Below are 18,615 nucleotides of genomic sequence, written 5' to 3'. Positions count from 1 at the left end.
CGTGCCAAATGCCGGAGGCCGACGCAACAGCGTTGGCGAACGAAGTTCAGCGCGCCTGAACCCCGGTGCGGCGACGGGGCGCCTGGCTGACGATCTCGACCCGGACGACGGAGCCGCGTCCGGCTATCGCAGCCGCCGATCGCATCAGGCTGGCCGACAGCGCGGCCTCGTTGATCCGGGTCCAGTCGTCGGCCACGAGGAAGGGTGTCCGGTGTCCGGCGCGCACGAGAGCATCGCGCAGGAAGGCCTCTTTCGACCGCATCGACTCGGGCGTCGCCGACCCGCCCAGGTGCAGACGCAGCGAGACGAAGACGTAGTTCCTCAGCCGGCCGCCGGCGATGACGGGCAGGCCCACGCCCGGCATGCTGATGCTGGCTCCGCCCGGCGCCGGGGCCTTGTCGCTGGCCAGCGCTTCGCTCCCGACAGCGAGAACCGGCAGGGCGGCGGAGGCGGCGATGAGGTCACGACGGCGCATGGCGTCATCCTGACCGCCAACGCTTGAGATTTCGTTGTCAGCGGTGGGTGAAGCCCGGCTTGTCGAACGTCACGGGCTGACCGCCAAAGCGGGCGACGACCCCCTGCCCCGCCGTCACGCGACCGATCCGCGTCAGGCGCAGATGGCGGCGCTCGGCCTCGCGTCGGATCGCCGCTTCGTCGCGGGGCCCCACGGTCAGGGCGATCTCATAGTCGTCGCCGCCGGTCGCCAGCGATTCCAGGGCCGCCTGCTCATCCACCCGGCCGTCGAACCAGGCCTGGCCCGCGGCCGACAGCGGCATGGTTTCCAGATCGATCTCAAGGCGCACCCGCCCCGCCTCGGCCAGATGCCCGAGATCGGCGATCAGGCCGTCGGAGATGTCGATGGAGGCGGTCGCCATATCCCGCACCGGACCGGCGAACTCGATGCGCGGCGTGGGGGTGCGGTAGTGATCCGACAGGGCGGCGATCCGTTCGGGGTCCAGCGACAGCTTGCCCTGCACCGCCTCAAGCCCCAGCCAGCCGTCGCCGATGGCTCCGGTCACGAACACCAGATCGCCGGGCCGGGCGCCGGCGCGGCCCACGGTCCGTCCCCTGGGACTCCAGCCGAGCATGGTCATGGAGAAACTGGCCGGACCGGGCGTCACGACGGTGTCGCCGCCCAGCAGGGCGACGCCGAACGCCTTCTGGTCGACCCGCAGGCCCTCGCAGAACAGCATCCGTTCGGGCCAGCCGCAGCGCTCCGACCAGTGGCAGGCCAGCAGATAGCCGAACGGCTCGGCCCCCTTGGCGGCCAGATCCGACAGGTTCACCCGCATCAGCTTGCGGGCCACGCCATCCAGGGGATCGTCAGGCAGGAAATGCACACCCTCGATGATGGCGTCCTTGGTCAGGACCAGGTCATAGCCGGCGCGCGAGGGCACCACGGCGACGTCGTCCATGAGGCCCCGGCCCCATTCGGGATGGGCCAGGGGCGCGAACAGCCGGCGGATGGTTTCGAACTCCCCGGCGACGTCGACCGCGGGCATGTCCGTGTCAGCCCTTCGGCCGGGCGTCTCGGGCGACGCCATCCAGTGCGGCATTGACGAATTTGGCCTCGGCGTCGTCGAAGAAGGCCTTGGCCAGTTCGACGTATTCGTCGATGACGATCTCTCGCGGCACGTCCTGACGCTCGCGCAATTCCCAGGCCCCGGCCCGCAGCAGGGCCCGCAGGGTGGAGTCGAGACGTTCCATCCGCCAGTTCGACGCCAGCCGCGCCTTGACCGCGTCGTCGATGGCGCGCTGGGCGCCGACGACGCCCCGCACGATCCCGGCGAAATAGTCCTCGTCGGCCTCGGCCAAGGGTTCGCCCTCGATGTCCGTGTCGAAACGATGGGTCGAGAATTCGGAAATCACCGTCTCGACGCCTTCGCCGGCCAGCTCCATCTGGTAGAGGGCCTGAACGGCGGCGAGACGCGCGACGGTGCGCGCGCGGCGCTGGCGGCTGGTCAGCTGCGGCTCGGCGCGCTGTTTCTGGGCCTCGGCGAGCTGGGCGAGGACGGACTGGAGGCTGGCGGGTTCGGTCACCCGCCCAGTCCTACGCGCAGCCGCTTGCGCAAGGCAATGAGGTCCAGACAGGCGCGGGCGGCGCCGCCGCCCTTGTCGCCCTCGCTGATGCGGGCGCGGGCCCAGGCCTGGTCCTCGTCCTCGGTCGTCAGAATGCCGTTGCCGATCACCACGCCGTTGAGGCCCAGATTGCGGATTCCCGCGGCCGACTGATCCGAGACGATCTCGAAATGATAGGTCTCGCCGCGGATCACGCAGCCGAGGGCGACGAAGCCGTCGTAGCGCGGCGCGGTCGGATAGCGGCCGGCCTCGACCGCCAGGGCGATGGCCGTCGGGACTTCCAGGGCGCCGGGAACGGAGACCACGTCGAACTCCACGCCCTGCGCCAGCAGGGCGTCCTTCGCCCCTTCCAGCAGGGCGTCGGCCAGATCGTCATAGAAACGCGCCTCGACGATGAGGACGCGATAGGGGTCGCTTACGATTGGTCTTCTCCGTCCATGTCGCGCCAGCCGACGATGCGCAGGCCGTAGCCGTCCAGCGCGGTGGGATTGGGGCGGGTCGAACTCATCACGATCATGTCGCGGACGCCGAGATCCAGCAGGATCTGGGCGCCGACGCCGTAGTTGCGCAGGGAGCGATCGACCGCCGCCGGCTTTTCGACGCCGGTCAGCCGCTCGGCCAGTCCCTGCAATTCCGGGTCGCGCAGGAAGACGGTGACGCCCGGCCCGGCGTGTTCGCTGATCTGTTTGAGGGCGCGCGGGACATAATTCTGGCGCGCCTCGACATGGCCCAGCAGGTCGGCGGCGAAATCGACCTGGTGCATGCGCACCAGGGTCGGCTTGCCCGGCTCGATCTTGCCCTTCACGAGGGCGACGTGTTCGACGCCCTCGATGGCGTTGCGGTACAGCATAAGGCGGAAGGGGCCGCCGTGGACGCTGTCGAACGGCGTATCCATGACCCGCTCGACCAGCCGTTCGGTGCGGCGGCGATAGGCGATCAGGTCGGCGATGGTGCCGATCTTCAGCCCGTGCAGCTGGGCGAAGGCGACGAGGTCCGGCATCCGGGCCATGGAGCCGTCGTCGTTCATGATCTCGCAGATCACGCCGGCGGGGGTCAGGCCGGCCATGCGGCTGATGTCGACGGCCGCCTCGGTGTGGCCGGTGCGGACCAGCACCCCGCCGTCGCGGGCGACCAGGGGGAAGACGTGGCCCGGCGAGACGATGTCGTCGGCGCCGCGGGTCGGGTCGGCGGCGACCTGCACCGTGCGGGCGCGGTCGGCGGCGGAGATGCCGGTGGTGACCCCTTCCCGCGCCTCGATCGAGACGGTGAAGGCCGTGCCCATGCTCTCGCGGTTCTCGGCCGCCATCGGCGGCAGGCGCAGCTGGCGGGCGCGGTCGGCGGTGATGGCCAGGCAGATCAGGCCGCGGGCGTGGCGGGCCATGAAATTGATCTGGTCCGGCGTGGCGAACTGGGCCGGAATGATGATGTCGCCCTCGTTCTCGCGATCCTCGGCGTCGACGAGGATGTAGGGCTTGCCGTTGCGGGCGTCCTCGAGGATGTCCTCGATGGGGCTGATCGGGCTGTCGTTCATGTTCGCGGCCAATTGCATCACGCCGTCTCCTGCCACCGCGCGAGGTATCGCGCCAGCATGTCGATCTCGAGATTGACCGCATCGCCCGGTTTCAGGGCGCCGAGGGTGGTCGCTTCCCAGGTGTGGGGAATGATGTTCAGGCCGAAGGTCCGGCCCTCGACGGCGTTGACGGTCAGGGACACGCCGTCGACGGTGATCGAGCCCTTGGGCGCGATGTAGCGGTGCAGCGGCGCCGGGGCCTCGATGTCGATCCGGTGCGAGCCGCCTTCGGGCGTGACCGAGACGACCCGGCCCAGGCCGTCGACATGGCCCGAGACGACGTGGCCGCCCATTTCATCGCCCAGCTTCGCGGCGCGCTCCAGATTGACCCGGCGGCCCTCGGACCAGTCGCCGAGGCTGGTCTTCGACAGGGTCTCGCCCGAGACCTCGACGGCGAACCAGCCGGGGCCCTTTTCGGTCACGGTCAGGCAGCAGCCCGCGTGGCTGATCGAGGCGCCGAGGTCGATGCCCGACGTGTCCCAGGCGGTCTCGATCTCATAGCGGCGGTCGCGCGCGGTCTGATCGACCCGGCGCACCCGACCGATATCGGTGACGATGCCGGTGAACACTCAGACCATCCCCAAGGTAGACTCTTGACCGAAAAAAATACCGTCTACACAGTCTACACCGTCTACCTGGCGAGAGCGGGAAACGCTGCGACACAGACCCTGGAACGGACCCTGGCACGCCCGCGCGTCAGGATCGGTCGCATCCCGGCGACGGCTAACGAACGGCGTCATAGCGTTCCCAGAGATCGTCGCCGACAGGCTCGGCGGACAGTCGCCGGAAGGTGGGGGCGTCGGCCAGCTTCGCAAGGGCCAGCGCCGCCACGCAGGGCCGGCCCTCGGCGCCCAGCAGGATCGGGGCGCGGAACCACTCCAGCCGGTCCACCAGACCGGCGCGCAGGAAGCTGGCCGCCACCTGCCCGCCGCCCTCGATCAGCACCGACGACACGCCGCGGCGCTTCAGCGCCGACAGAACCGCGCCGACCGACGGCCGCCCGTGATCCGCCTCGACCCGCTCCACGACGGCGGTTCCGATCGGCGACGGCTCCGCGACCGTCAGGATCAGGGTATCGCCATGGCTGACCCGGGCGGTCGGCGGGGTGCGGAGACGGCTGTCGAGCACGACGCGGAGAGGCTGGTCGACCGGGCGGCCCGGCAGCCGGGCCGTCAGTTCGGGGTCGTCCGCCAGAACGGTTTCGACGCCTACCAGAATGGCGTCATGGGCGGCCCTGAGGCGATGGCCTTCCAGCCGCGCCGCCTCGCCCGTGATCCACCGGCTTTCGCCCGCGGCGGTGGCGATCCGGCCGTCCAGCGATGTGGCCAGCTTGAGGGTGACGCGGGTTCTCGGGCCCGAAGAGGGCATCAGTTTTCGTCCAGACCCTCGTCGCCGAGGAAACGCGCGAAATCGCCGGTGTGGCGGAAGTCCTTGTAGACCGAGGCATAGCGGACATAGGCGACCTCATCGACCGACTTCAGCGCCTTCATGATGAAGTCGCCGACGGTCGAGGATGGAATCTCCGTCTCGCCGAGGCTTTCCAGCTGGCGGGTGATGCGGCTGACCAGCTGTTCCACCTGCTCCGGCTGAACCGGACGCTTGCGCAGGGCGACGTTCAACGACCGCTCCAGCTTGTCGCGGTCGAAGGGCGTGCGGCGGCCGTTGCGCTTGAGGATCATCAACTCGCGCAACTGGACCCGTTCGAAGGTGGTGAAGCGCCCGCTGCACTGCGGGCAGGACCGGCGGCGACGGATGGCGGCGCCGTCATCCGACGGGCGGCTGTCCTTCACCTGGGTGTCCTGATGTCCGCAGAAAGGGCATTTCATCAGAGACTTATCCGTAAATGGGGAAGCGGCGCGTGAGCTCGCGCACCTCGCCCGCGACGCGTTGCGACACGCCGGCGTCGGCCTCGTCCGTGCCCTTCATCGAGTCGATGATGTCAGCGATCCAGTGGCCGACCTGCTGGAATTCGCCGACGCCGAAGCCGCGGGTCGTGCCGGCGGGCGTGCCGAGGCGAACGCCCGAGGTGATGGTGAAGGGGGCGGTGTCGAACGGCACGCCGTTCTTGTTGCAGGTCATCAGGGCGTGTTCGAGGGCCGCCTCGGTGGCCTTGCCGGTCACGCCCTTGGGCCGCAGGTCGACCAGCATCAGATGGCTGTCGGTGCCGCCCGAGACGATGGCCGCGCCGCGCTCGACCAGCACCGCGGCCAGGGCGCGGGCGTTGTCGACGACCTGCTGCGCATACAGTTTGAACTCGGGCTTGAGCGCCTCGCCGAAGGCCACGGCCTTGGCGGCGATGACATGCTCCAGCGGTCCGCCCTGCAGGCCGGGGAAGACGGCGGAGTTGATCTTCTTGCCCAGCTCGACGTCGTTCGACAGCACCATGCCGCCGCGCGGGCCGCGCAGGGTCTTGTGCGTCGTGGTGGTGACGACGTGGGCGTGGGGGAGCGGGTCGGGATAGACGCCGCCGGCGATCAGACCCGCATAGTGGGCCATGTCGACCATCAGATACGCCCCGACGCTGTCGGCGATCTCGCGGAAGCGTTTGAAATCGATGGGACGGCTGTAGGCGCTCGCGCCGGCGATGATCAGTTTCGGCTTCTCGCGCTCGGCCATCTCGGCGACGTTGTCATAGTCGATCAGGCAGTCGTCCTGGCGGACCGTATAGGTCACGGGCCGGAACCACTTGCCCGACTGGTTGGCGGGCGAACCGTGGGTCAGGTGGCCGCCCGCGGCCAGATCCATGCCGAGGAACGTATCTCCCGGCGTCAGCAGGGCCTGGAACACCGCCTGGTTGGCCTGGGCGCCCGAGTGGGGCTGGACGTTGGCGAAGGCGCAGCCGAACAGCTGTTTGGCGCGCTCGCGGGCGAGGTTCTCAGTGACGTCGACATATTCGCAGCCGCCATAGTACCGGCGCCCGGGATAGCCCTCGGCGTATTTGTTGGTCAGGACCGAGCCCTGCGCCTCCAGCACCGCCTTCGAGACGATGTTCTCGGAGGCGATCAGCTCGATCTGCTCCTTCTGGCGGCCCAGTTCGCCCTGGATGCCGCCGAAGATGTCGGGATCGGCGTCGGCGAGGGTCTTCGAGAAATAGTCGGCGTGGGTGAAGGCGGTCACTGGAATCCCCGGAGCTCTGGCGGCGATCCATTTAGGCCCGGCGACGGTTTACCACAACATCTTGTGGTCAGCGGGCGGCCAGCGCCCGTTTCAGCTTGGCCAGCGCGATCCGCTCCAGCCCCCTGGGCTCGTTCACCGGACCGACCGCCGAGACCTCGAGACCGGAGGCCACGTGGATCGCCGAACATTTCAGGTACGGCCCGTTGCGGGTCAATTCGACGATGACCTCGCCAATGTCTTGAGCATCGTTCAATAATCTGGCTCGCAAGTCATGAGGGCTCAATGCAACTCGACCCAGACGCTGTCACATTTACCAAATCAGCGCTCGCCTATCTAGCACCCTTTCTGCTCGCCGCGCTGGCAGGCCTTGGGACGCTTTACAAGTTGGAGCGGGATAAAAGGCAGCAGATTGAGCAGAAGCTGAACGAGAACAAAGCGAAAATATATGCGAGTTTCGTAGAGGACTACAGCGCGCTCTTCTTCAAGCCCGGCGGCAAAGATCACACGCCTGAGGGCTATATGCAGATCGTGGAACGGGTCCAGAACTTCGCCAGAAACTCGCTGATGTACGCGTCCGATGATGTCGTTGAAAAATTCTCCCGCTTCTACAAACTACAGAACACGGCAGTGGACGGCCAGATGACCATGGCCGATGTCTACGAACGGTTGGACTCGTTTTCGGATGTTGTGATCGCGATCCGAAAAGAGCTCGGCCATGCCAAAACCAAGCTCTCATACGACACGATCGGAAGCCTGCTCGTGACCGACTATGAAAATCGGCACCGCCCGATGTAGTCAGGCCACCGCCGGCAGGCGCGCCACGTTGCAGTGGGTCCACAGGCGGTCCATCGCCTTGACCAGGTCGTCCATCATGGCGTCGGTGTGGTTCGGCGACGGGGTGAAGCGCAGACGCTCCGTCCCCTTGGGCACGGTCGGATAGTTGATTGGCTGGACGTAGACGCCGTGCTCTTCCAGCAGCATGTCCGAGATCATCTTGGCGTGGACCGGATCGCCGACGAAGACCGGGACGATGTGGCTGACCGAGTCCATCACCGGAATGCCGGCGGCGGCGAAGCGGGCCTTCAGCGTCGCGGCCCGTTCCTGATGGGCCTCGCGCACCTCGGGGTGGGCCTTGAGCCAGCGCACCGAGGCCAGGGCCCCGGCCGTCAGGGCCGGCGGCAGGCTGGTGGTGAAGATGAAGCCCGAGGCCCAGCTGCGCACGGCGTCGATGATCACCGCGTCGGCGGCGATATAGCCGCCCATGACGCCGATGGCCTTGCCGAGCGTGCATTCGACGATGTCGATGCCGTCCAGCACCCCGTCGCGCTCGGCGACGCCCGCGCCGGTCGCGCCGTACAGGCCGACCGCATGGACCTCGTCGAGATAGGTCAAGGCGTTGTATTTGCGGGCCAGGGCGATGGTCCCGGCCAGGTCGGCGATGTCGCCGTCCATGGAATAGACGCTCTCGAAGGCCACCAGTTTGGGGGCGGCGGCCGGGGCCGCGGCCAGCAGGGCCTCGAGGTGTTCCAGATCGTTGTGGGCGAAGATGTGCCGTTCGCAGCCGCCGTTGCGGATGCCGGCGATCATCGAGGCGTGGTTCAGCGAATCGGAGAAGACGATCAGCCCGGGCAGGATGCGCTGCAGCGTCGTCAGCGTGGCCTCGTTGGCGACATAGCCCGAGGTGAACAGCAGGGCGGCTTCCTTCTGGTGCCAGCTGGCCAGCTCGGCTTCCAGATCGACGGCCGACCGCGTGGTGCCCGAGATGTTGCGGGTGCCGCCGGCGCCGGCGCCGACCGTGTCGATCTCGGTCTGCATGGCCTCAAGCACGTCCGGGTGCTGGCCCATGCCGAGATAGTCGTTCGAGCACCAGACGATGACGTCCTGGGACGTGCCGTCTTCACGGCGCCGAATCGCTTTGGGGAATTCGCCGCGGACGCGCTTGAGGTCGGCGAAGACGCGGTAGCGCCCCTCCCCCTTGACCTGCTCGACGGCGGTCTCGAATGCGGCCCTGTAGTCGAACAACCCTGTCACTCGCGCGGTCTTTTCGAATCCCCCGGTATTTGCGCCGGGAGGCCGCAAAAGTCTATCGACGCGGGCCGCTAAATCGTCGCAACCTTCTAATTGATAACGGTTCTCAGTTTCGATCGTGCGCATGCGCCACAATCCGTGAACGGTCCTTGCGCCGCCTTGAGATGGATCAAGTCTTCGGCAGTTCGTCCAGCTTGCCGCGCAGCATCTGCAGGATGGCCGAGAAGTCGCGCCCGCCGTAGCCGAGGCCGTTGAACATCTGGAACAGGGCCTCGGTCTGGGCGCCGAGGGGCGTCGAGGCTCCGGCCTTCGCCGCGGCGTCCTGCGCCAGCTTCAGGTCCTTCAGCATCATGGCCGTGGCGAATCCGCCCTCGTAGTTGCGGTTCGAGGGCGCCGTGGGCACGGGACCGGGCCACGGATAGTAGGTGGTCACCGACCAGCTCTGGCCCGACGACTTGGCGACGATGTCGAACATCTTCACCGGGTCCAGGCCCAGCTTCTCGGCCAGGCCGATGGCTTCGCAGGTGCCCAGCATGGTGATGCCGAGAATCATGTTGTTGCAGATCTTGGCCGCCTGCCCCGCGCCGTGGTCGCCGGCCCGGAAGGTCGCGCGGCTCATCGGCTCCAGCGCCGCCTCGATGCGGACGAAGTCCGGCTCGTCGCAGCCGACCATGAAGGCCAGGGTCCCGGCGTCGGCCGCCATGGTTCCGCCCGAGACCGGGGCGTCGGCGAAGGCGTAGCCCGCCTCTTTCGCCAGGCCGGCCACCTTGCGCGCCGTGTCGACGTCGATGGTCGAGCAGTCGAGCAGCAGGGCGCTGGACGTCGCCGCGCCGATCACCTGTTCCGAATAGACCTTCAGCACATGCGGGCCGGCCGGCAGCATGGTGATGACGACATCGGCGTCCCGGACCGCCTCGACGACGGACGAAACCGGCGTGCAGCCCGCCGCGGCGGCGCGGTCCAGCGCCTCCTGCGACAGGTCGAAGGCGGCCACGGCGTGGCCGGCCTTCGCCTGGTTGGCCGCCATGCCGCCGCCCATGTTGCCGAGGCCGATAAAGGCGATCCTGAGGGTCATGGCGTCATCTCCCGGGTGATTTTCGGGAGCGTTAGCCCGTCCCCCGCCCGGTCGCCAGCGGCGCCGGGCGGAATTCGGGTCAGCCCGGCTTGCGGAAGCGGTAGACGAAGCGGTCGGTGCGCCCGCGAATGCTCCCGTCGAACACGCTCAGCGTATGGTCGTCGGCGGGGACGCGGACCGCGTCGCTCTCGCCGTCGAAGACGAAGCCGGCGGCCTCGACCTGCCGGCGCAGCTCGGCCGCCTCGATCCGGTGCAGGGTTCCGGCGACGCCGATCCCGGCGCCGTCGGCGGCCTGGTGATCGAGGATGACATAGAGGCCGCCGGGCTTGAGCGCCGCGAACACCGCCGCGTTCATCCGGGCCACGTCCACCCCGAACCGGGGGATGGTGAAGTCGTGGTACTCCTCGCCCATGAAGACGACGTCCAGCGGCCGGTCGAAGGCCATGGTCTCCAGGGCGCCCGTCACGCGGCTGACGTTGGGATAGGTCGCGGCCATGGCGTCGGCGAAACCGTTCTCGCGCGACGCCGTCTGGTTGGGCACGAAGGCGTAGACATGGCCTTCAGGGCCGACCGCCGGCGCGAACAGACGGGTGAAATAGCCTTCCTCCGGGCGGATGTCGGCGATGGCGTCGCCCGGCTCCAGCCGCGCGAAGGCCAGCATTTCGGCGGGCTTGCGCAACGGATCGCGCGCCACCTCCTCGGGCAGGCGCCGGGAATCGGCGACCGCCGCGGCGTAACCGGCCTGCAGGTTCGGCCTCACGTCGTTGCCGGAGACGACGACCGCGTCGCCGCCCGTCGCGCAGCCGCCCAGGGCCGCCGAAACCGCCAGCACCAATCCCAAAGTCCTGATCATGACCACCCTCGCTGTTGCAGGGGGCAGCTATGCGCCGGACGGAAGGGGATGCAAGGCCTCAGGGCAGCGGCGACCATTCCTGGTCGGCCGGCAGCGGCGCGAACAGGGCGTCCAGCGCCGCGTCCGTCACCCCGGCCAGATCGGCCGGCGACCAGTCCGGCGTGTTGTCCTTGTCGACGATGACGGCGCGGACGCCCTCCTGGAAGTCGTGGCTGCCCACCATCCGGCCGCCGAGCCGGTATTCCATGGCCATGGCGTCGGCGAAGGTCTCGAGCGAGGCCCCGAGACGCAGCTGGCGCAGGGTGACCTTCAGCGATTGCGGCGACTTGGTCTTCAGCGTCGCCAGCTGGGCCAGGGCCCAGTCCGAACCGTCGGCCTCGAGCGCCGCGAAAATGGCCTCCACCGTATCGAAGGCGAACAGCCGGTCGATGGCCTCGCGATGCGCCGCCGTGGGCGCGGGCCCCGGATCCGAGGCCAGGGTGTCGGCGACCGTTTTCGGTTCGGCGGGATGGGCGATCAGAGCGCCTTTCAGGGCCTCGATCCGGTCCGACGGGAGGAAGTGGGTGTGGATGCCCAGGGCCACGGTGTCCGCCGCCTTCAGCCGCGCCCCGGTCAGCGCGATCCAGACGCCGGTCTGGCCCGGCAGGCGGGGCAGAAACCAGCCGCCGCCGACGTCGGGGAACAGGCCGATGCCGGTCTCGGGCATGGCGTAGGTGGTGCGTTCGGTGGCGACGCGGACGTCGGCCGGCTCGGAGATGCCGACCCCGCCGCCCATGACGATCCCGTCGACAACCGCAGTGATCGGCTTGGGGTATTCGAACATCAGGTGGTTCAGCCGGTATTCGGCGAGGAAGAAGGTCCTGGCTTCCGACGCATCCCCTGCCCCGCTTTCGGCGATCATGCGGATGTCGCCGCCGGCGCAGAAGCCGCGCTCGCCCGAATGGTCGAGCAGGACCGACTGGACGGCGTCGTCCTCGCGCCACGCCAGCAGGGCCGCCGTCATCGCCTCGCACATGGCCCGGTTCAGCGCGTGCAGCGCCTTCGGACGGTTGAGGGTGATGCGGCCAACGCCGGATTCGACGCGGGTCAGGACTTCGGAATCGCTCATGGCGCCGCTCTACGGGCGCCGGATCACTGCCGCAACATCTCACGCGCCGTGATCACCCGCATGATCTCGTTGGTGCCCTCGAGGATGCGGTGGACGCGCAGGTCGCGGACGATCCGTTCCAGCGGATAGTCCTTCAGATAGCCGTAGCCGCCGTGCAGTTGCAGGGCCTCGTCGGCGATCTCGAAACAGGCGTCGGTGGCGAACCGTTTGGCCATGGCGCACCATTTGGTGGCCTCGGGGTGGCGCGTGTCCAGGGCCCAGGCGCCGCGCAGGACCAGCAGGCGCGCCGCCTCCAGCTGGGTCGCCATGTCGGCCAGCTTGAACTGGACATTCTGGAAGTCAGACAAGGGTTTGCTGAACTGTTTTCGCGTCGTGACGTAGGCCTGTGCCGCCTCCAGGGCCAGCCGCGCGCCGCCCAGCGAACAGGCGGCGATGTTCAGCCGGCCGCCGTCCAGACCCATCATGGCGTAGCGGAAGCCGTCGCCCTCCTTGCCCAGCAGATTCGCCGCCGGAATGCGGCAGTCGTCGAAGGCGACGATGGCGGTGGGCTGGCTGTTCCAGCCCATCTTCCTCTCCTGGGCGCCGAAACTCAGGCCCGGCGCGTCCTTCTCGACCACGAAGGTGGAGATGCCCTTGGGCCCGTCCTGTCCGGTCCGGGCCATGACGACATAGACGTCCGACGTCCCCGCCCCCGAGATGAAGGCCTTGGAGCCGTTCAGCACATAATGGTCGCCGTCCAGCCGCGCCGTGGTGCGCAGGCCGGCGGCGTCGGAGCCCGAACCGGGCTCGGTCAGGCAGTAGCTGGCGATCCGCTCCATCGACACCAGCGACGGCACATAGCGGGCGCGCAGGTCGTCGGAGCCGAATTTGTCGATCATCCACGTCGCCATGTTGTGGATCGAGATGAAGGCCGCCGTCGACACGTCGCCGCGCGACAGCTCTTCGAAAATCAGCGCCGCCTCGACGCGGCCGAGGGCCATGCCGCCGTGCTCCTCGCCCGTGTAGATGCCGCAGAAGCCCATCTCCGCCGCCTGACGCATGACATCGACCGGGAAATGTTTGGTCTCGTCCCATTCGGCGCTGTGCGGGGCCAGTTCGGCCTCGGCGAACTGCCGGGCGGCGTCCTGGATGGCGCGCTGGTCGTCGTTGAGGGCGAAGTCCATGAAATCTCCTGGGTCGTGAGCGGCCTCTCCCGGGTCGCTTGCCGTGCTTCTATCCAACCCCTCGCGGAACGTCACCCTCGACCCTACGTCCGTTTCTGACGCAGGGCTGCGCCAGTATTGCCCGATAGCCGGAGAAGGAGGCCGAAGCGAACGGTGTGAACGGTGTGAACGGTGTTTTTCGGTGCGGACGCGGGGGTCTCCTCTTCGCCTGGCGCCGTGTTGTTCGCACGGGACCCGACCGCAGCTGACGCTTCAAACCCTTCGCGCCCTGTTTGACCCGACCGCCAAGCCGCCTATGAACCCTGCATGACCCAGCCGTTCGCCCCTGCCGCCTTCCCCTACGCCCGCCCCCGCCGCCTGCGCAGCAGCCCGTGGGTGCGCCGGCTGGTGGCCGAGACGACGCTGACGCCCGCCGATCTGATCTGGCCCCTGATCGTCCACGACGGCGCCGATGACCGGGTGCCGGTCGCCTCCATGCCCGGCGTCTTCCGCCTGTCGCCGGGAGCCGCCGCCGCGGCCGCCGTCGAGGCGCGCGATCTGGGCATTCCGGTCGTGGCCCTGTTCCCCAATGTCGACAGCGCCATCAAGGACGGCGTCGGCACGGGCGCGACCGATCCCGACGGCCTGATCCCGGCCTGCATCCGGGCCATCAAGGACGCCGCGCCGGAGATCGGCGTCATGACCGACGTGGCGCTGGACTGCTACACCGACCACGGCCACGACGGCGTGGTCGAGAACGGCCGCATCCTGAACGACGCCAGCCTCGAACGGCTGGCCGAACAGGCCTTCATCCACGCCCACGCCGGGGCCGACATCGTCGCCCCGTCCGACATGATGGACGGCCGCGTCCAGGCCATCCGCGAGGCGCTGGAGGCCAACGGCTTTCACGACACCCTGATCCTGTCCTATGCGGCCAAATTCGCCTCGGCCTTCTACGGCCCGTACCGCGACGCGGTCGGCTCGGCGAAACAGCTGACCGGCGACAAGAAGACCTACCAGATGGACTACGCCAATTCCGACGAGGCCCTGCGCGAGGTGGCCATGGACATCGCCGAGGGCGCCGACGCCGTCATGGTCAAGCCCGGGATGCCTTATCTCGATATTGTTCAACGGGTTGCGGAGACATTCAAAGTCCCGACCTTCGCCTATCAGGTGTCGGGCGAATACGCGATGATGCAGGCCTCCATCGCCAACGGCTGGCTCGACGAGGATCGCGCCATCCTCGAGACCCTGCACGGCTTCAAGCGCGCGGGCTGCGCCGGAATGCTGAGCTATTTCGCGCCGAAGGCGGCGCGGTTGCTGGGGACCTAGGGCCGCTCGGATCGCGCCAGCAAGTCGATCAGATCCTGCTTCCAGAACACCGCCCAGGTATGGGTCCCGTGGCCCTTGCCGCCGACGCTGTTGGGGATCAGGCGGTAGCGGACATCGGCGATGCGGGGAACGAACTGCTCCGACAGGCCCAGTTCCGGCGGATTGATGAAGTCGTCGGCCGAGTTGATCCAGGTCACCGGCGCCGTGATCCGCTCCAGCCCGGCGGAGGGATCGTAGTCGTGCGAGGCGTTGACCTGATACCACAGGTCGTTGGCGTCCAGCGCCGGGATGCGCCGGTCCAGCTGCGTCTTCAACCATGCATCGACCGCGTCGGGCGTGGCCAGATCCTGTTGCATCGGCATCGGCGCCGAGCCGGCGAGCAGCAGCAGATCGACCGCCGTGCGCAAGCCCTCGACCGGCTGGGCCGCGTAGTCCCCGCCCGCCCAGGCCGGATCGCTGCGGATCGCGTCTTTCAGCATCGAGCGCCACAGGCGGTTGCGGCCGACGATGGCGGTGGGCTGGCAGGCCAGCGGCATCAGGGCGTCGGCGAAGTCCGGATGGGCCTCGGCCCAGACGAAGATGTGCATGCAGCCCATCGAGGTGCCGAGGATCAAGCGCAGGCGGTCGACGCCGAGGCCGTCGGTCAGCAGCCGCCGCTGCGCCTCGACCATGTCGGCGTAGCCGTACTCCGGGAACCGCGCCCTCAAACCGTCGGACGGCTTCGAAGACCCTCCGTGGCCGAGGTTGTCGGGCATGATGATGTAGTAGCGGGCGGCGTCCAGCGGCTGGCCCGGCCCGAACAGGTCGGTGGCGAACTGCGGCGACAGGAACTGGGCCCCGGTCCCGCCGGTGCCGTGCAGCAGCAGGACGGCGTTCTCGACCCGCCCGTCGGCGCCCCGCCGCGGCGCGCCCAAGGTCCGGTAGTGCAGCCGCAACCCCGACAGCCGTTGTCCGTCGGCGAGAGCGAAGTCGGCGGCGGTGAAATCCCCCTCCGTCGGCGCCGGCTGGGCGAGGACGGCTGATGACAGGGCCAGGGCGGCGAGGCCGAAGACAGCGGACAGCAGGCGTTTCATCGGATTTGAACTCCATCCAGCGGCAGCCGCGCGCTCCAGCCATCGTAAGCCACATCGACATGGGCGGGGACGGCGGCCCTCAGGGCGTTGTAGTCGAGATCGAGGTGCAGATTGGTCAGGACGGCGCGCCTGACCCCCGCGCGGGCGATCCAGTCGAGGGTCTTTTCGACATGGGCGTGGGTCGGATGCGGCGTCCAGCGCAGGGCGTCGACGATCCACAGGTCGCAGCCGCGCACGGCGTCCAGCGCCGCCTCGTCCAGATCGGACACGTCGCTCGAATAGGCGACGGGCCCGATGCGGTAACCGACCGAGCGAATGGGCCCGTGCGCCTGATCAAAGGTCACGACCGGAACCGCGCCCCCCGCGCCGCTGACATCCCATGGATGCCCGTGGGACGGTATGGTCATCTCATCCAGAATGGCGGGATAGCCTTCCTGACTTCTGAAAATATACGGAAACCTTCCGACGAGGGCGGTCCGGGTCGCGGCGTCCATCCAGGCCGGAATCCGTCGGCGGGCGCCCATCGCGAAAACCCGCAGATCGTCGATCCCGTGCACCTGGTCGGCGTGATCATGGGTGTAGAGGACCGCGTCGACGTGTCTGACCCCGGCGGCGAGCATCTGGGCGCGCAGGTCGGGCGAGGTGTCGATCAGCACGCTGGTCACCCCGTCCGGGCCGTGTCGCCGGATCAGGGCCGAGCAGCGGGTGCGGTAGTTCCTGGGCTCGGCCGGGTCGCAATCGCCCCAGTCGCCGTCGCCGCGGGGCACGCCGCCGGACGAGCCGCATCCGAGGATGACGACCTCCAGCTCGCCCGGGCCGCTCATGCCCCCTCCGGTCGGGGAATGCGGTCGAACAGGGCGAAGAAGGCGTCGGTGGTGCGCGTCTCCGCCTCCCCGCGCGTCCAGCCGCGGATCTCGGCGAGGGCGTCCAGCACGTGGCCGACGTAAGCGGGTTCGTTGCGCCGCCCCCGGTGCGGCACGGGCGCCAGATAGGGGCAGTCCGTCTCGATGATGATCCGGTCAGGCGGCATGGCGCGGACTGCGTCCCGCACGTCCCCCGCGGCCTTGAAGGTGGCGATGCCGGACACCGAGAACCATGCGCCGAGTTCCGCTGCCTTTTCCGCCAGTTCCGGACCGCTGGTGTAGCAGTGCATCAGGAATCGGAAGGGCGCCTCGGCCTGTTCCTCGGCGAGGATGCCGGCCATGACGTCGTCCGCCTCGCGCGTGTGGACCACCAGCGGCAGGCCGGTCAGGCGGGCGGCCTCGATGTGCTGACGGAACACCGCCGCCTGCACGTCGCGCGGGCTGAGGTCGTAGTGGAAATCCAGCCCGCATTCGCCAATGCCCACGACGCGGTCGCGACCGGCCAGGTCCGCAAGATGCGCCGCCGTCAGGTCGGCGTGGTCCTTCGCCTCATGCGGATGGACGCCGACCGTGCACCAGATGTCGTCATGGGCCATGGCCAGGCCGTGGGTGGCCTCGAAGGTCGACAGCTTGTCGGAAATCTCGACCATCAGGCCGACGCCGGCGGCGCGGGCCCGGGCGATGACCGCGTCACGATCCTCATCGAACTGCGGCGCGTGCAGGTTGACGTGACTGTCGATCAGCATCAGGCGCCGGCCTTGGTGCGCTGCAGGTCGGCCAGCGCCCCGGCCAGGACGTCGCCCCGGTCCAGATTGATGGCGGCGGTGCGCTCTGGCAGCTCGGACAGCCGGCTCCACAACTCGGCCCAGCGCGCGCCGGACGCGCCCTCCTCGAGTGCGCGCACCTTCACGGCGGCGATCAGCCGGTCCATCAGGGTCTCGAACCGCTCCTGCCCCTCCGCGCCGCGGAATTTGTCGGCCACCGCCAGGGCCTCGGCGCGATCCACCGTCGGGGCGGAGACCCAGGCCTGGGCCAGTTGATCGGCTTCCAGGGTCGCGCCCGAGGCCAGGGCCAGGGCCTGTCCCGGCGAGCCGCCGGCCATGCCGGCGATGCGGGCGGCCTCGCCGGAGGAGACGCCGGTCCGGTTGCGCACCAGCTCCTCCAGCGCATGCAACGGCCAGACCGGGAAGGCCAGACGGCGGCAGCGCGAGCGGATGGTCGACAGCAGCCGCCCGGGCGCATGGGTGACGAGAAACAGGACGCCGCGCTCCGGCGGCTCCTCAAGAACCTTCAACAAGGCGTTGGCTGCGTTCAGGTTCAGGTCATCAGCGGCATCGATGATGGCGACGCGGTACCGGGCCTGGGACGGGCTCTTGGAAAAGAACTCCGGCAGGTCGCGGGCCTGATCGACCGAGATCGACTTCTTCGTCTTGCCGCCCTCGACCGCCCGTTCCAGCACCAGCAGGTCAGGGTGGGACCGGGCCGTGACCAGCCGGGCGACCGGATCGTCCGGCCGGGTCCCCAGCAGCCCGCGCGACGGATCGGGCGCGGCCCCCAGCAGGCGACGCGCGGCGCGAAAGGCGAAGGTCGCCTTGCCGGACCCCTCGACCCCGCACAGCAGCCAGGCGTGGTGCAGCCGTCCCTTGTCGAAGGCGTCCAGGAAGGCGGCCTCGGCCGCGGCGTCCGGGATGAGGTCGAACTGGTCCCTCGGATGCTCGCTCACAGCAGGCGCGCCTCGACCGCGGCCCGGACGCGCGCCGCGACGGCGTCCACATCGCCGTCGGCGTCGATGACGACGCAGCGCTGCGGATAGCGCTCCGCGATGTCGAGAAAGCCGCGCCGCAGCCGTTCATGGAACGCCAGACCCTTCGATTCGAAGCGCGTCTCGAACAGGCCGCGTCCGAAGGCACGCTCGAGGCCGATACTGACCGGCAGGTCGAAGATCAGGGTCAGGTCCGGCTGGGTCTGGCCCACGATGGCGGCGTCGAGGGTCTCGATGAATTCCGCCGGCGTGCCGCCCCCGACGCCCTGATAGGCGCGGCTGGAATCGGCGAACCGGTCGCAGACCACCCAGCGCCCCGCCTCCAGCGCGGGGCGGATGGTGCGCTCCAGATGGTCGCTGCGGGCGGCGAACATCAGCAGGGTTTCCGTCATCGGCGACCAGCGGCCGGCGTCCCCGTTCAGGGCGATGGCGCGAATGTCCTCGGCGCCGGCGGATCCCCCGGGCTCGCGGGTCTGGACGACCTCGAGATCGCGCGCGCGCAGGTCCTCGACCAGCCGCGCGACCTGGGTCGACTTGCCGGTCCCCTCCCCGCCTTCGAAGGTGATGAATCTGCCCTGGGTCACCCGGCGCACAATGGCGGCGCCGGCCGGGT

At 68.9% G+C, this 18,615-nt stretch carries 21 protein-coding genes and 1 pseudogene; 2 read left to right on the top strand and 20 right to left on the bottom strand.

What is annotated here, in order from left to right:
• Positions 1-46: 46 nt before the first annotated feature.
• The 10 genes from WC555_RS02415 to WC555_RS02370 form a co-directional block, all read right to left on the bottom strand.
• Positions 47-475, bottom strand: coding sequence for a hypothetical protein (locus tag WC555_RS02415; protein WP_373250836.1), 429 nt, complete (start codon positions 473-475; stop codon positions 47-49).
• Positions 476-512: 37 nt separating this feature from the next.
• A complete protein-coding gene (gene thiL, locus WC555_RS02410; protein WP_373250834.1) occupies positions 513-1,502 on the bottom strand; it encodes a thiamine-phosphate kinase in 990 nt (329 codons plus the stop codon).
• A 7-nt stretch (positions 1,503-1,509) separates the two neighbouring features.
• Positions 1,510-2,040: a transcription antitermination factor NusB gene (gene nusB / locus WC555_RS02405; RefSeq protein ID WP_373250832.1), complete on the bottom strand. Its 531-nt coding sequence runs from the start codon at positions 2,038-2,040 to the stop codon at positions 1,510-1,512.
• On the bottom strand, positions 2,037-2,501 hold the full coding sequence (gene ribH, locus WC555_RS02400) for a 6,7-dimethyl-8-ribityllumazine synthase (RefSeq protein WP_373251031.1): 465 nt from the start codon (positions 2,499-2,501) through the stop codon (positions 2,037-2,039). The genes nusB and ribH overlap by 4 nt, the downstream gene beginning before the upstream one ends.
• Positions 2,495-3,628 carry a 3,4-dihydroxy-2-butanone-4-phosphate synthase gene (ribB, locus tag WC555_RS02395; RefSeq protein WP_373250830.1) on the bottom strand — a complete coding sequence of 378 codons (1,134 nt, stop codon included), beginning with the start codon at positions 3,626-3,628 and terminating at the stop codon, positions 2,495-2,497. Before ribB ends, ribH begins: the two co-directional genes overlap by 7 nt.
• Positions 3,628-4,218 carry a riboflavin synthase gene (locus WC555_RS02390; RefSeq protein ID WP_373250828.1) on the bottom strand — a complete coding sequence of 197 codons (591 nt, stop codon included), beginning with the start codon at positions 4,216-4,218 and terminating at the stop codon, positions 3,628-3,630. The genes ribB and WC555_RS02390 overlap by 1 nt, the downstream gene beginning before the upstream one ends.
• Positions 4,219-4,372: 154 nt before the next feature.
• The gene (locus WC555_RS02385; protein WP_373250827.1) at positions 4,373-5,017 is read right to left on the bottom strand and encodes a RibD family protein; all 645 of its coding nucleotides are present in this window, start codon (positions 5,015-5,017) and stop codon (positions 4,373-4,375) included.
• Positions 5,017-5,475, bottom strand: coding sequence for a transcriptional regulator NrdR (gene nrdR, locus WC555_RS02380; protein WP_325743850.1), 459 nt, complete (start codon positions 5,473-5,475; stop codon positions 5,017-5,019). The genes WC555_RS02385 and nrdR overlap by 1 nt, the downstream gene beginning before the upstream one ends.
• Before the next feature lie 7 nt (positions 5,476-5,482).
• The gene (gene glyA, locus WC555_RS02375; RefSeq protein WP_373250825.1) at positions 5,483-6,766 is read right to left on the bottom strand and encodes a serine hydroxymethyltransferase; all 1,284 of its coding nucleotides are present in this window, start codon (positions 6,764-6,766) and stop codon (positions 5,483-5,485) included.
• Between the two features lie 67 nt (positions 6,767-6,833).
• Positions 6,834-7,019: a hypothetical protein gene (locus tag WC555_RS02370; RefSeq protein ID WP_373250824.1), complete on the bottom strand. Its 186-nt coding sequence runs from the start codon at positions 7,017-7,019 to the stop codon at positions 6,834-6,836.
• A 29-nt stretch (positions 7,020-7,048) separates the two neighbouring features.
• Between WC555_RS02370 and WC555_RS02365 the strand changes: the two genes are divergently transcribed.
• Positions 7,049-7,561: a hypothetical protein gene (locus WC555_RS02365; RefSeq protein ID WP_373250823.1), complete on the top strand. Its 513-nt coding sequence runs from the start codon at positions 7,049-7,051 to the stop codon at positions 7,559-7,561.
• Here WC555_RS02365 and hemA read toward each other — a convergent pair whose 3' ends face one another.
• The 5 genes and pseudogenes from hemA to WC555_RS02340 all read right to left on the bottom strand — a co-directional run bounded on the left by hemA (position 7,562) and on the right by WC555_RS02340 (position 12,993).
• On the bottom strand, positions 7,562-8,788 hold the full coding sequence (gene hemA / locus WC555_RS02360; RefSeq protein WP_373251029.1) for a 5-aminolevulinate synthase: 1,227 nt from the start codon (positions 8,786-8,788) through the stop codon (positions 7,562-7,564).
• 175 nt (positions 8,789-8,963) lie between these two features.
• Positions 8,964-9,923: pseudogene (mmsB, locus tag WC555_RS02355) on the bottom strand (3-hydroxyisobutyrate dehydrogenase); the annotation flags it as partial.
• Positions 9,924-9,948: 25 nt separating this feature from the next.
• Entirely contained in the window at positions 9,949-10,722 is a 774-nt protein-coding gene (locus WC555_RS02350) for a class I SAM-dependent methyltransferase (protein ID WP_373250821.1), read from the bottom strand.
• 58 nt (positions 10,723-10,780) lie between these two features.
• Positions 10,781-11,830 (bottom strand): enoyl-CoA hydratase/isomerase family protein, encoded by a 1,050-nt coding sequence (locus WC555_RS02345; RefSeq protein ID WP_373250819.1) that lies wholly within the window; start codon positions 11,828-11,830, stop codon positions 10,781-10,783.
• Between the two features lie 23 nt (positions 11,831-11,853).
• Complete coding sequence (locus WC555_RS02340; RefSeq protein WP_373250818.1) at positions 11,854-12,993, bottom strand: isobutyryl-CoA dehydrogenase; 1,140 nt, start codon at positions 12,991-12,993, stop codon at positions 11,854-11,856.
• A gap of 306 nt (positions 12,994-13,299) precedes the next feature.
• Here WC555_RS02340 and hemB point away from each other — a divergent pair, with 306 nt between their 5' ends.
• Positions 13,300-14,304 (top strand): porphobilinogen synthase, encoded by a 1,005-nt coding sequence (gene hemB, locus WC555_RS02335; RefSeq protein WP_373250816.1) that lies wholly within the window; start codon positions 13,300-13,302, stop codon positions 14,302-14,304.
• Here the strand turns inward: hemB and WC555_RS02330 are convergent.
• From WC555_RS02330 to tmk, 5 genes are read right to left on the bottom strand one after another with little or no spacing between them, the layout of a single operon-like run.
• Positions 14,301-15,377, bottom strand: coding sequence for an alpha/beta fold hydrolase (locus WC555_RS02330; RefSeq protein WP_373250814.1), 1,077 nt, complete (start codon positions 15,375-15,377; stop codon positions 14,301-14,303). The two genes, hemB and WC555_RS02330, sit on opposite strands and share 4 nt — an antisense overlap.
• Complete coding sequence (locus tag WC555_RS02325; protein WP_373250813.1) at positions 15,374-16,201, bottom strand: MBL fold metallo-hydrolase; 828 nt, start codon at positions 16,199-16,201, stop codon at positions 15,374-15,376. The genes WC555_RS02330 and WC555_RS02325 overlap by 4 nt, the downstream gene beginning before the upstream one ends.
• Positions 16,198-16,986: a TatD family hydrolase gene (locus WC555_RS02320; RefSeq protein WP_373250811.1), complete on the bottom strand. Its 789-nt coding sequence runs from the start codon at positions 16,984-16,986 to the stop codon at positions 16,198-16,200. Before WC555_RS02320 ends, WC555_RS02325 begins: the two co-directional genes overlap by 4 nt.
• A complete protein-coding gene (locus WC555_RS02315) occupies positions 16,986-17,963 on the bottom strand; it encodes a DNA polymerase III subunit delta' (RefSeq protein ID WP_373250810.1) in 978 nt (325 codons plus the stop codon). Before WC555_RS02315 ends, WC555_RS02320 begins: the two co-directional genes overlap by 1 nt.
• Complete coding sequence (tmk, locus tag WC555_RS02310; protein WP_373250808.1) at positions 17,960-18,586, bottom strand: dTMP kinase; 627 nt, start codon at positions 18,584-18,586, stop codon at positions 17,960-17,962. The genes WC555_RS02315 and tmk overlap by 4 nt, the downstream gene beginning before the upstream one ends.
• Between the last annotated feature and the right edge of the window lie 29 nt (positions 18,587-18,615).

This window comes from Brevundimonas sp., assembly GCF_041648615.1.
In the GTDB taxonomy this organism is placed as follows: Bacteria; Pseudomonadota; Alphaproteobacteria; order Caulobacterales; family Caulobacteraceae; genus Brevundimonas.
The sequence above is the reverse complement of the archived record's forward strand: the minus strand, read 5'-3'. Positions and strand labels throughout refer to the sequence as shown.